The organism is Polaromonas sp., assembly GCF_029945925.1.
In the GTDB taxonomy this organism is placed as follows: domain Bacteria; phylum Pseudomonadota; class Gammaproteobacteria; order Burkholderiales; family Burkholderiaceae_C; genus Polaromonas.
Genome location: NZ_JAQSDN010000049.1, coordinates 19,143 through 31,534, shown reverse-complemented (window position 1 = coordinate 31,534; position 12,392 = coordinate 19,143). Strand labels below are relative to the sequence as shown.

General features: G+C 64.7%; 11 protein-coding genes. 8 read left to right on the top strand and 3 right to left on the bottom strand.

The features are described 5' to 3' along the window. Positions 1-55: 55 nt before the first annotated feature. From PSV40_RS17425 to PSV40_RS17405, 5 genes are all read left to right on the top strand, one after another. Positions 56-1,249 (top strand): beta-ketoacyl-[acyl-carrier-protein] synthase family protein, encoded by a 1,194-nt coding sequence (locus PSV40_RS17425; RefSeq protein WP_300540351.1) that lies wholly within the window; start codon positions 56-58, stop codon positions 1,247-1,249. Between the two features lie 7 nt (positions 1,250-1,256). Beyond that, positions 1,257-2,087, top strand: a complete 831-nt coding sequence (locus PSV40_RS17420) for a beta-ketoacyl synthase chain length factor (protein ID WP_300540132.1) — start codon at positions 1,257-1,259, stop codon at positions 2,085-2,087. Beyond that, positions 2,081-2,611 carry a 3-hydroxylacyl-ACP dehydratase gene (locus PSV40_RS17415; RefSeq protein ID WP_300540130.1) on the top strand — a complete coding sequence of 177 codons (531 nt, stop codon included), beginning with the start codon at positions 2,081-2,083 and terminating at the stop codon, positions 2,609-2,611. Before PSV40_RS17420 ends, PSV40_RS17415 begins: the two co-directional genes overlap by 7 nt. Next, positions 2,608-3,339: a 3-oxoacyl-ACP reductase FabG gene (fabG, locus tag PSV40_RS17410; RefSeq protein ID WP_300540128.1), complete on the top strand. Its 732-nt coding sequence runs from the start codon at positions 2,608-2,610 to the stop codon at positions 3,337-3,339. The genes PSV40_RS17415 and fabG overlap by 4 nt, the downstream gene beginning before the upstream one ends. 163 nt (positions 3,340-3,502) lie before the next feature. Then, positions 3,503-4,264, top strand: a complete 762-nt coding sequence (locus PSV40_RS17405; RefSeq protein WP_300540127.1) for a class I SAM-dependent methyltransferase — start codon at positions 3,503-3,505, stop codon at positions 4,262-4,264. A gap of 47 nt (positions 4,265-4,311) precedes the next feature. On the opposite strand, the gene PSV40_RS17400 is transcribed toward PSV40_RS17405, so the two are convergent. The 3 genes from PSV40_RS17400 to PSV40_RS17390 are packed head-to-tail and all read right to left on the bottom strand — an operon-like array spanning position 4,312 to position 7,314. After that, positions 4,312-5,088, bottom strand: coding sequence for a glycosyltransferase family 2 protein (locus tag PSV40_RS17400; RefSeq protein WP_300540125.1), 777 nt, complete (start codon positions 5,086-5,088; stop codon positions 4,312-4,314). Positions 5,089-5,127: 39 nt separating this feature from the next. Continuing rightward, the gene (locus PSV40_RS17395; RefSeq protein ID WP_300540124.1) at positions 5,128-5,940 is read right to left on the bottom strand and encodes a lysophospholipid acyltransferase family protein; all 813 of its coding nucleotides are present in this window, start codon (positions 5,938-5,940) and stop codon (positions 5,128-5,130) included. 21 nt (positions 5,941-5,961) lie between these two features. Beyond that, a complete protein-coding gene (locus PSV40_RS17390; RefSeq protein ID WP_300540122.1) occupies positions 5,962-7,314 on the bottom strand; it encodes an NAD(P)/FAD-dependent oxidoreductase in 1,353 nt (450 codons plus the stop codon). Between the two features lie 476 nt (positions 7,315-7,790). Here PSV40_RS17390 and PSV40_RS17385 point away from each other — a divergent pair, with 476 nt between their 5' ends. The 3 genes from PSV40_RS17385 (at position 7,791) to mutS (ending at position 12,374) form a co-directional block, all read left to right on the top strand. Beyond that, a complete protein-coding gene (locus PSV40_RS17385) occupies positions 7,791-8,720 on the top strand; it encodes an inverse autotransporter beta domain-containing protein (protein WP_300540120.1) in 930 nt (309 codons plus the stop codon). Positions 8,721-8,722: 2 nt separating this feature from the next. Next, positions 8,723-9,460: a hypothetical protein gene (locus tag PSV40_RS17380; protein WP_300540118.1), complete on the top strand. Its 738-nt coding sequence runs from the start codon at positions 8,723-8,725 to the stop codon at positions 9,458-9,460. A 304-nt stretch (positions 9,461-9,764) separates the two neighbouring features. Beyond that, on the top strand, positions 9,765-12,374 hold the full coding sequence (gene mutS, locus PSV40_RS17375) for a DNA mismatch repair protein MutS (RefSeq protein ID WP_300540117.1): 2,610 nt from the start codon (positions 9,765-9,767) through the stop codon (positions 12,372-12,374). The last annotated feature ends 18 nt before the right edge of the window (positions 12,375-12,392 follow it).

Genomic DNA, 12,392 nt, shown 5'->3' with positions numbered 1-12,392 from the left:
TCTCTCCGGATGGATTTGCTAACATGACTTCACTTTTAGATCGGCTCGTTTTCTTCTGAACCCGCTCTGGCTCTCCCATTTCACCGCGACCAGCAGCATCGGTCGCGGCCTCCAGCAAACCCTCAGCGCCTTGCGCGGGCAGCGCGGCGGCCTCGTGCCCTGCGCATTTGACACGGTCGATCTGCCCACCTTTGTCGGCGAGGTGGCGGGGGTCGATGCCGTGGTACTTCCCGCAGCACTGGCAGCCTTCGACTGCCGCAACAACCGCCTCGCACTGTTGGGCCTGATGCAGGACGGTTTTGCCGAAGCCGTCGCAGCCGCCAGCCAAAAATACGGCACGCAGCGCATCGGCATCTTCATCGGCACCAGCACCTCGGGCATTTTGCAGACCGAGCTGGCCTACCGCCGGCTCGACCCGTCCACGGGTGCCTTCCCGCCCGATTTTTCCTACCGGACCACGCACAACTCTTTCTCCGTGGCCGACTTCACGCGCAGCTTCCTGGCCCTGGCCGGCCCGGCGGTGGTGGTCTCGTCCGCGTGTTCTTCCAGCGCCAAGGTGTTTGCTTCGGCGCGCCGCATGATGGCGGCCGGGCTGATAGACGCAGCGGTGGTCGGTGGCGTCGATTCGCTGTGCCTGACAACGCTGTATGGCTTCAATTCCCTGGGCCTGACTTCCACCCGGGCCTGCCGGCCGTTCGATGTCGAACGCGACGGCATTTCCATCGGCGAAGCGGCCGCCTTCGCGCTGCTCGAGCCGGTGCCGGAGCATCTGAACAACGACGCCGTGCTGCTGTTGGGCATCGGCGAATCCAGCGATGCCCATCACATGTCTTCGCCCCACCCCGAGGGCCTGGGCGCGCGCATGGCCATGCAGGACGCCCTCGCCACGGCCGGGCTGAGCGCAGCGGACATCGACTACATCAACCTGCATGGCACGGCCACGCCGAGCAACGACGCTGCCGAAACCAGGGCCGTGGCGGCCCTGTTCGGTTCAAGCACACCCTGCAGTTCCACCAAGGGCGCCACGGGCCACACCCTCGGCGCGGCAGGCGGGCTGGAGGCGGTGATCTGCGCGCTGGCCCTGCAGCACGGCCTGTTGCCGGCCGGCCTGAACACAGGGCAACTGGACCCGGCCCTGCCCCTGAACTACCTGCTGCACAACCGCGAACAGGCCGTCCGCCGCGTGCTGAGCAATTCCTTTGGTTTCGGCGGCACCAACTGCAGCCTGATTTTTGGCCGTGCCGGGTAAAACGACGATGACAAATCCCGCATCCGCTGCGCCGTCCCTCACGGTTTATGTCGAAGGCATCGGCCTGCTGGGCCCGGGCCTGTCGGGCTGGGCGCCGGGGCGCGAACAGCTGGCCGGCAACGCTTCTTACGAGGCGGCGCGCTGCGTGCTGCCGCTGCCCATGGCCCTGCCCCCGGCCGAACGCCGGCGTGCGGGCGCCGTGGTCAAGGTCTCGCTGGCCGTCGGCCAGGAAGCCGTGACGGCCTCGGGCCTGTCCCCGGCCAGGCTGCCCTCGGTGTTTTCATCGTCGAGCGGCGACGCCATCAATTGCCATGAAATCTGCAAGGCACTGGCATCGGGCGACAGGCTGATCTCTCCCACGCGTTTTCACAACTCGGTGCACAACGCTTCTTCCGGCTACTGGAGCATCTCCAGCGGCTCCATGGCGACATCCTCCGTGCTGTGCGCCTACGATGGCAGTTTTGCAGCCGGCCTGCTCGAAGCGATGACGCAGGCGGTGGTCGATCAGACGGCCGTCCTGCTGGTCGCCTACGACACCGACTACCCCGAACCACTGCACAGCGTGCGGCCCTTGCCGGACTCCTTCGGCGTGGCGCTGGTACTGGCCCCGCAACGCAGCAAGCGCAGCCTGGCCCGGTGGACCCTGGCACCGGCCACCTGCCTCACAGGCGCCAGCGCAACCGCCATGGCCGACATCGCGCTGGAGCAGCTGCGCGCCAGCATTCCCGCGGCCCGTTGCCTGCCGCTGCTGCGCAGTGTGGCCACGCAGCACGCCGGCAGCGTCGTGATCGACTACCTTGAAGGTCTGCAGCTGGCCGTGCAGGTGGGGCCATGCTGAGCGCAGCACATCCTCCCGCCACGCTGCGGCACGAGGACATCGCACGCCGCATCCCCCACCAGGGCACCATGTGCCTGCTGGGCAGCGTCAGCGCCTGGGACACCCAGCACATCATCTGCCAGGCCAGCAGCCACCACGCGCCCGATCATCCGTTGCGGGCCCATGGCCGGCTCGGCGCGGCCTGCGGCGTGGAATACGCCGCGCAGGCCATGGCCGTGCACGGCACGCTGGTGGCCGAAGCCCTGGCCGGCGAGAACACCGCCAGTACGCCGCCGCGCGCCGGCTACCTGGCCAGCATGCGCAGCGTCACGCTGTTCGTTGATCGGCTGGACACGGTCGCAGGCGATCTGACCATCCGCGCCGACCGGCTGACCGGCGACGACAACACCGTGTTGTACAGCTTTGCCGTGCGGGCCGGCGACCAGCCCCTGCTCAGCGGCCGCGCCGTGGTAGTGCTCGACGCATCGGCGCTGGCGCTGCCCCCCTCCACCCCACCGCCCGCAGCGGCAGCAAGTCCCCCATGACCCCACCCCTCAAACGCGCACTGGTCACCGGCGGCAGCGGCGGCCTGGGCTCGGCCATCAGCCGGCGCCTGGCGGCCGACGGCTTTGCCGTCATCGTCCACGCCAACAGCCAGCTGGCCACGGCGCAGGCTGTCGCCGCCGACATCGTGGCCCAGGGCGGCCAGGCCCAGGCCTTGGCTTTCGATGTGACCGACGCCGCAGCCACCGCCCAGGCCCTGGAAACCCTACTCGAGGACGGCCCCATCCAGGTGCTGGTCAACAACGCCGGCATCCATGACGACGCGGTGTTTCCCGGCATGCAGCTGGCCCAGTGGCAGCGCGTGCTGGACGTCTCGCTCAATGGTTTTTTCCACGTCACCCAGCCGCTGACCATGCCCATGATCCGCACCCGCTGGGGCCGCATCATCACCATCACGTCGGTCGCGGCGGTGGCCGGCAACCGCGGGCAGGTCAACTACTCGGCCGCCAAGGGCGCGCTGCATGCGGCCACCAAGTCACTCGCGCTGGAAGTGGCGAGCCGCGGCATCACGGTCAACGCCGTGGCCCCCGGCATCATCGACACCGCCATGACCCAGGGCGCCTTCAGCAAGGACGTCATCGACCGCATGGTGCCGATGAAACGCGCAGGCAAGGCCGAGGAAGTCGCCGACCTTGTCGGCTTCCTGGCGTCGGAGCGTGCGGCCTACATCAGCGGCCAGGTCATTTCCATCAATGGCGGCATGATCTGACCCCGAAACCGGCTCTTGTCTGATTGACGCCGGAGGCAAAGGGCATGAAGCTGATTGACTCAGCGTCAAAGGCCATCCTCCTTGTGCCTTGCCAGCACACACCCATGACGGCCCCTCCCGCGGCGGGTCCAACTGACGTTCCAGCCTGAAAGGCAAATATCCCATGAAGAATTCTGATCCCGTTCCCGCGGCGCATGCACCGCACGTCCCGCTCACCGATTACTACCAGACCGAGCAGGACAGGCAAGCCTATTTGCGCAAGATTTTTGACAACACCGCTGCCGACTACGACCGTATCGAGGCCATGCTGGCCTGGGGCACCGGTTCGCGCTATCGGCGTCAGGCCCTCATACGCGGCGGCCTGAAAGCGGGCATGCGGGTGCTCGATGTGGGCGTGGGAACCGGCCTGGTTGCGGCGCAGGCCTGTTTTCTGGCCGGCGACCCGGCCCTGGTCACCGGGATTGATCCCAGCCCCGGCATGCTGGCGGCCAGCAAGCTGCCCAAGACCATGGTGCTGATGGAGGGCCGGGCGGAATCATTGCCTTTCCCCGACAATCACTTTGATTTCCTGAGCATGGGTTACGCCCTTCGCCACATCAGCGACCTGGGGGTGGCGTTTACAGAATTTCAACGGGTATTGAAACCGGGCGGCCGCCTGTGCATCCTCGAGATCACCCAGGCAAAAAGCGGTCTGGGACAGTGGGTCCTCAAAACCTATATGCGCAGCGTGATCCCGTTGCTGACACGCCTGGTTTCCCGGCAAAAGGACACCGCTACCATCTGGCGCTATTACTGGGACAGTATAGAAGCCTGTGTTCCACCGGAGCAGGTCATGGCCACATTGAGCGCAGCCGGGCTGGTGCAGGTCAAACAACACCTGAAAGTGGGCGTGTTTTCCGAGTACCAGGCGATCAAACCCGGGTAAGCCGGCTGATCAGCTGAAATGCCGGCGGCAGCAAATTGCCGAGAGACTCAAGAGCGCCCGGACCAGCGTCGCGCCAGCAACACCGGCAGCCGCAGCACAAATCCCAGGAACAGGCGCGAGTGCATCCAGCTCAGCAACAGGTTGTCGCGCAGGTAGTTGAAGTGCGAGACGCCACCTTCGTCGGGGCGAAAGTATTTGACGGTGGCCGGCAGGTTGACGGGTTTCACGCCCAGCCAGCACATGCGCACCACCGCCTCGGGGTCAAAATCGAAACGCCGCATCCAGCGCTGGCCGTGCATGACGCGCCGCAGCGGCGCGATCGGGTAGACGCGAAAACCGAACAGCGAGTCACCGATGCCGGCCCACAGCGTTTCCAGGTTGGCCCAGCCATTGGAAACCTTGCGGCCGTTGACGCGCAGGCGCGGCGCGTCGGCGGCAAACACCGGCATGCCCAGCACCATGATCTCGGGCTGCGCGCTCGACGCGGCCATGAATTGCGGAATCAGGTGGGCCGGGTGCTGGCCGTCGGAGTCCATGGTCAACACGTGAGTGAAGCCCTGGGCCGTCGCCAGGTCCAGCCCGTGCAGCACCGCCGCGCCCTTGCCCACGTTGTGCGGCAGCACGATCACGCGCAAGCCCTCATCCTTCGCCGCCATGGCCTGCAGGCCGGCGGCGCTGTCGTCGGTGCTGCCGTCCACCACGACCCAGACCGGCGTCCACTGGGCGCGTGCCGCGCGCACGGTTTCATAAACCTTGGGGCCGGGGTTGTAGCTGGGTATCAGGACCAGATGGGTGCGGGACGCGCCGGGAGCAGAAACAGTCATCGTGCGGGAGCCTGGACAAGGGGCGCCAGGCCACGATGCTCAGGCCGGCGGTGAAACGGGGAAACCGGGCAACTGCGCGTGCGCCAGCTCGGTCTGGAAATACTGCTCGAGCTCGCTGACGAAACGCGCCGTGTGCTGCGGCGGATCAAAACGCTTGCCGAGACGGACCCGGTAAGTGATGGGCATTTTAGGGGCTCGCAGCAAGGGCCAGCCTTTGCCCAGAAAACCGGAACTGGTTTCAATAAACACCGTCTGCACCGGCACACCCGCACTTTTGGCAATCAGCCCGGTCGTTCCCTGCAAGGGGCCCACGGGAAAGCGCGTGGTGCGTGTGCCTTCGGGAAACAGCAGCAGATGGCTGCCCTGGTGCAGATCGTCCACCGCCAGCTGCACCATGGTGCGCAGCGGCGTGTTGCGGGTGTAGCCGGCCAGCCGCGCACCCGCACCATAAAAAACACTGTTGACGAGTTCGGCCTTCATGATGCAACCCGCACCGGACAGGCGCGACAGAACCATCACCGCGTCGAGCAGCGAGGGGTGGTTGGGCGCGATGACCATGGGCGCTTCATCCCGCAACGCGTCCAGCTCCGACAGGTCGAAGCGGGCGGCCCCGATCAGCACCAGAAACCGCAGGTAGCGCCGCGTTGCCGCGGTCACCAGCTTGCGCCCCAGTCGTTTGCTCAGCACCCGCGGCATCAGCGCGCGCATCGGAAAGGCCAGCAGGGTGACAAGCAGGCTGATGAGGCCCAGCACCAGGTAGCCCAGGTGCAGCTTGGCGGTTTCATGCAGGGAACGACGGAGCGACGGCAGCGCCAGCGGCTCGGTCATGAGGGCATTTGACTCGTGTTTCATGGCATCCGTGTCTGGCGGCTGTCAGCGCGCAGCCGTGGCCGCATCCTCGACCACCCGGATATTGGCCTTGCGCATGCGGATCGCCTTCAGGGTGCGCTTGTAGTTCAGGGCCGAGGAGATATAGAAAATCGCCTTGAGCACCGCCAGCGAACCCCAGATCGGTGTCTTGCCGAAAATGTCGCCCGCCAGCATGGACAGCAGGGCCTCCTTCACGCGCCACACATTGCGCGGCCCCATGAACATGTCGCGCATGGTCGGGTTGGTCACGCGGTAGATGAACCACGAAAACTCTTTCGGCCCCTTGCGCACCTGGCGGTCGAAATGCGCCAGCGCGGCAGCGGCTTTTGCCGGTTCGCGCAAACAGGTATCGACCGTGTCGGCGCCGACAAAACCGCCCTGCATGGCCAGCATGACACCCGATGAAAACACCGGGTCGATGAAGGTGAACGCGTCACCAATCATCACGTAATTGGGGCCATGCGTGCGTTCGCAGGCGTAGGAGAAGTTGCCGGTCGCCTCGACATCGGACGACAGCGTGGCGTGGGCCAGGCGCTCGCTGAGGGCCGGACACAGGGCAATCGTGTCGAGGAAAAACTCCTTCACGGGTTTGCTGCGGCTCTTGAGGTAGTAGGGCCAGACGACCGCACCTATGCTGGTGGCGCCGTCGGCCAGCGGGATGAACCAGAACCAGCCGTGGTCGAACCAGAAAATCGTGATGTTGCCTTCGTCCTGGCCCGGGTGCCGCTTGGCGCCGGTGAAGTGCGCATACAGGGCCGAGCTGTTGTGTTTGGGGTTGCGGCGCTTGATGTCGAACTGCTTGCCCAGCAGGGTGTCGCGGCCCGAGGCGTCCACCACAAAGCGGGCCCGCCAGTCCTGCAGGCGGCCGTCCTCATGCAGCGCGTACACGGTGGCGCCGCTGCGGTCGGCCGCGAAAGCCACCTCGCGCACCCTGCAGCCCTCCAGCACTTTGGCGCCCAGCCGGGCCGCATTGCGTATCAGGATCTCGTCAAGCTCTGAGCGCCGCACCTGGTAGGAAAACGGCATGGATTTGTCCCAGGCGTCACCGAACATGAAGGTCTGGCTCTTGTTGTCGTGCCAGGGCGACACAAACTCGGCGCCCCATTTCTCGATGCCGATGGCCCGGACGGCGTCCGCCACCCCGAGTTTTTCAAACAGCGGGAGGTTGGCCGGCAGCAGTGACTCGCCAATGTGAAAGCGCGGATGGTGTTCTTTCTCCAGAACCACCACCTTGTAACCCCGCTGGGCCAGCAGCGCCCCGGCCGTGGAACCCGCCGGACCGCCGCCGATGACCAGCACATCGCACTCGCCCGGAACAGCGGGAGCAGGGGCTGCTGGTGAATTCAGCTCGGTCATGGATATCCTTGATGGGAAGAACTTCGAGCCGCCGCCGGCCCGGGGGAAAGGTCGTTGGCATGGATGCTGAGCGCTCAGGCTTCAGTTCGAGGAGTTTACTTCGCACATGTGGAAATTTTCTGCTCGTTTCCCTGACATGTTGTAGTGTTTCGCGCCGTCATGCCTGCCAAGCCGCGTTCCTGCCCGCGCCGGTTCACGGCAAAGCAACGGCTGCGCCCTAGCCCATCGCCTCGGATGGGCGCCTTGAACGAGTCGGGGATGCATGAAATCGGGCGCCTGGCGCCGGCCGCTATTCCATGGACGCCTTGATATACATCAAATAGAAGTTTTTCAAAAATTATTAGCATTGATACATCAAGTAACAGTTTTCTCGAAGGCGGTTATGCCCGCCCGGTGCAAGCGACGCAAGAGCCGCAAGAGCCGCAAGAGCCGCAAGCGCGATTTGTTTCAACAACCCAGGAAAGGAAACACCGCCCATGAAAAACTCTTCAATAGCGGTACTGGCGGGAGGCCTGTTTGGCCTGTTTTCCGCGCAGGCTGCGGGCCCCGCTGACGCGCCGACGACTGCGGCGGGTCAAAACGTCGTCCAGCAGGCAAAAGAAGATTCCCGCCTGCCCGACTGGCTACGCCGAACCGACATCAGCGTCGAGTCGATGGACCGAAGCAACCCGACGTGGTCGGTCGAGACGGTGCAGCCGCTTTACCAGACGCCCAGAACCTTGCGCGATACCGTTTTCTTCCAGGGTCGCTGGGCCCGTCGCAACAGCGACAACACCTTCAATCTCGGCCTGGGCTATCGCAACCTGCTTGAGGACAAGACCTGGCTTCTGGGTTTGAACACCTTTTACGACACGACGACCAGATACGACCATAAACGTTGGGGCCTGGGCGCCGAGGCGATCGGTCAGTATTTGACCTTTCGCACCAACTTTTACCACGCCATCAGCGGCGAAAGAACCATATCCCTGGTCAACGGGATCAGCACGACAGAAAAGGCGCTGAGCGGTCACGATTTTGAAATCGATGCCCCGCTTCCCTACCTTTCGTGGATGCGCGTGGCCGCCAACGCCTACCGCTGGAGAAGTGCAACCAGCGGGGTCGAGGACATCAAGGGCGCCAGGCTGGCGCTCATAGGCAATATTTCAAGGAACGTCTCCCTGGAGCTGGGCCGCCAGGATGACAACTACACCCGCCCGGCTTCGTATATCAAGATCTCCTACAACCTGCTGGGGAATCCGGGCAACGGCGTTCCGGGGACCATGCTCGAAGGCATGCGCAAGCCGGTTTCGTTCGAGGCGCGCGACCTGACGCTGCACACGCTTGACAAGGTGCGCAGGCAAAACGATATCGTGGTTGAGAGAAAGACCAGCGGTAGCAGTGGTGTAACGATTGGACGGAGGAATTGATGATGGCCTTGTCGAACAAAAAATTGAGCGGTCGGGCGGCTGGTTTGCTCGGAGCCCTGGTACTCGCCTGCACCGTTTCCGGCAACGTATCGGCCGGCCCGATTGTCACGGCCGGCGGCAAGGCGGCCACGCCGAGCAAGTATGTCGTCACCATCAAATCGATACAGTTCCGTAGCATTGATGGGACGTTCTGGACCTTTTTTGCTGGCGCATCCTCCATCGACCTGGGCAGCGGCAAGGTGCAGCCTGGCGGCTCCGGCGGCGCAATCGGCGAAGGTGTTTCAATTCCTGCGGGTTCCTACAACGGCATCCGGGTCACCGTGGCGCGCAGCTTCACGATGAATGGCTCGGCCACGGCGGTCGGTCCCGGTCCCGCCGCCACTTGCTCCACCGGCGGCAGCGGCGACATCCTGAGCGGCGGCTACACCATCCAGGTGGTCAATCGCAATGGCACGACCGATGACCGCTTGCTGTCGGTTCCGCCTGAAGCCAACACAGCGATTGGCAATGTGCCGGGCATGGCGATTGTCGGCACGGACCTGCAGATGACTACCAGCTTGCCGGCTTTCACGGTGTCACCCACGGCGACGACGGCTCCGAATGTGGGGGTGAAATTCGACGTCGCCAATACCGTGGAGTTCCTGAACACCGGCACAGCCTGCTACGCGATTGTCCTGCCGCCCACGGTGACCATCAGTGACCCGGGCGGCTCGTCGTCCACACTTGCCGGCCCCCTGTAAAGCGCCTGGCAATCAAGAAAACACCCGCCCTTCGCGGGTGTTTTCATTTGCGGCCCCGGGCCGCAACGGAGAGCATTGCTACAAGCGCTCGCCCACCCACAGTTCCTCGCAATACCTTCGAAGCTTGCGTGCGAATGCGCCCCCACCTGCACTGGAAGTTGCCGCCAACTGGCATCACATTTGCAGTAGATAATTAAATCCAACCGTTCACCCCCCTCAGCCCTTCCCGCTGGTAACGGAATTTGAATGAAATTCAAAGGCCATTGAAGACAAACGAAGGAAGCAGATTTCAGCTAGGTAGTTAATGTCAAAAGAAAAAAACAAAATTGGGGACGCGCCTGGGGAGGCCGGAAAACACACGCCCATGATGATGCAGTACCTGGGCCTGAAGGCGGACTACCCGGACACCCTGCTGCTGTACCGCATGGGCGACTTTTACGAGTTGTTTTATGCCGATGCCGAAAAAGCCGCGCGCCTGCTCGACATCACGCTGACGCGGCGCGGCCAGTCGGCCGGCGAGCCGGTGGTCATGGCCGGCGTGCCCTTCCACTCGCTGGAGGGTTACCTTGCCAAACTGATCAAGCTGGGCGAATCGGTGGCGATTTGCGAGCAGGTCGGCGACGTGGCCACCGCCAAGGGCCCGGTCGAGCGCAAGGTGGTGCGGGTGGTCACGCCCGGCACCCTGACCGACACCGAGCTGCTCAGCGACAAGACCGAATCCATCCTGCTGGCGGTGCACCAGGGCGGCCGCAACACCTGCGGCCTGGCCTGGCTCAGCGTGACCCAAGGCGAAATCCACCTGGCGCATTGCGCCAGCGACGAGCTCGAGGCCTGGATCGCCCGCATCGCGCCCAGCGAACTGCTTTACAACGTCGATGTCACGCCCGCCTTCGAGCAGCGCCTGAAAATCCAGCGCTGCGCCGTCAGTGCCCGCCCGGCCTGGCAGTTCGACAGCGCGCTGGGCGCGCGCCGGCTGCTGGCACAGCTGCAGGTGGCTTCGCTGGCCTCGTGGAACGCCGAGGCCCTGCCCGAGGCCCACGCGGCGGCGTCTGCGTTGCTCGGTTATGCCGAACACACACAAGGCCGGGCGCTGTCCCATGTGCACAGCCTGCAGGTGGTGCGCTCGGGCGAGCTGATCGAGCTGCCACAGACCACGCGGCGCAACCTGGAACTGACCCAGACCCTGCGCGGCGAGGATTCGCCCACACTGTTTTCGCTGCTCGACACCTGCACCACCGGCATGGGCAGCCGCGCGCTCAAAAGCTGGCTGCTGAGCCCGCGGCGCGAACGCAGCCAGGCGGCAGCGCGGCTCGAAGCCATCACCGCCCTGCGCGCCGGCCTGCAGCAGACACTGCGCGCCCGCCTCAAGGGCAGCAGCGACGTTGAACGCATCACCGCCCGCATTGCCTTGCGCCAGGTGCGCCCGCGTGAACTTATTGCCCTGCGCGATACGCTACAAAAAACGGAGCTGCTGGCGCACAGCCAGCAAGGGCTACCGGCACTTTTGACCACTATTTTCGGGGACCTGCAGGCGCCACCCGCCTGCGCCGCCCTGCTGCAGCGCTACGTGCTCGACGAACCCGCCGCGCTGATCCGCGACGGCGGGGTGATCAACCACGGCTGCGACGCCGACCTCGACGAGCTGCGCGCGATCCAGACCAACTGCGACGGCTTTTTGCTGGACCTCGAAGGCCGCGAGAAGGCCCGCACCGGCATCACCAACCTGCGTGTGCAGTTCAACAAGGTGCACGGCTTTTACATCGAGGTCACCCAGGGCCAGCTCGACAAGGTACCAAGCGACTACCGGCGCCGCCAGACCCTGAAAAACGCCGAGCGTTACATCACGCCGGAACTCAAGGCCTTCGAGGACAAGGCCCTGTCGGCGCAGGAACGCGCGCTGGCCCGCGAAAAATGGCTGTATGAACAGCTGCTCGATGAGCTGCAGGCTTTTGTGCCGGTGCTGAGCCGCCTGGCGCGCGCGTTGGCCAGCCTGGACGCCCTGTGTGCGCTGGCCGAACGTTCACTCACGCTGAACTGGACCGCCCCCGTCTTTGTGAAAGAGCCCTGCATCGACATCAGCCAGGGCCGGCACCCGGTGGTCGAGGCGCGGCTGGCGGAAACCACGGGCGGCTCCTTCATCGCCAACGACTGCAGCCTGAGCGGCAAGAGCCGCATGCAGATCATCACCGGCCCCAACATGGGCGGTAAATCGACCTACATGCGCCAGGTCGCCCTCATCGTGCTGCTGGCCAGTGTGGGTTCGTACGTGCCGGCCAGCGGCTGCCGTCTGGGCCCGATCGATGCCATCCACACCCGCATAGGCGCGGCCGACGACGTGGCCAACGCGCAGTCCACCTTCATGCTGGAGATGACCGAGGCCGCGCAGATCCTGCACGCGGCCACGCCGCATTCGCTGGTGCTGATGGACGAAATCGGCCGCGGCACCTCCACCTTCGACGGTCTGGCGCTGGCCGGCGGCATTGCCGCCCACCTGCACAACAAGACCCAGGCCTTCACGCTGTTTGCGACCCACTATTTCGAGCTGACCGAGTTCCCGGCGCGCCACCACGCCGCGGTCAATGTGCATGTCAGTGCGGTCGAATCCGGCGCCAGCATCGTCTTTTTGCACCACATCGAACCCGGCCCGGCCAGCAAGAGTTACGGTATCGCCGTGGCCAAACTCGCCGGCGTGCCGGCGGCTGTGGTCAACCACGCGCGGCATGCGCTGGATGCACTGGAAACCCAGCAGACCGCCAGCCGCGCCCAGGTCGACCTGTTTGCCGCACCGCCCGAGCAGCCCGCCGCCGAACCCAGCGCCGTGGAAAAAGCCCTGAACGGCATCGACCCCGACCTCCTGAGTCCGCGCGAAGCGCTGGACGCCCTTTACCAACTCAAAAAGCTTGCTGCAAGCTGATCCACGGACTATTGTTGC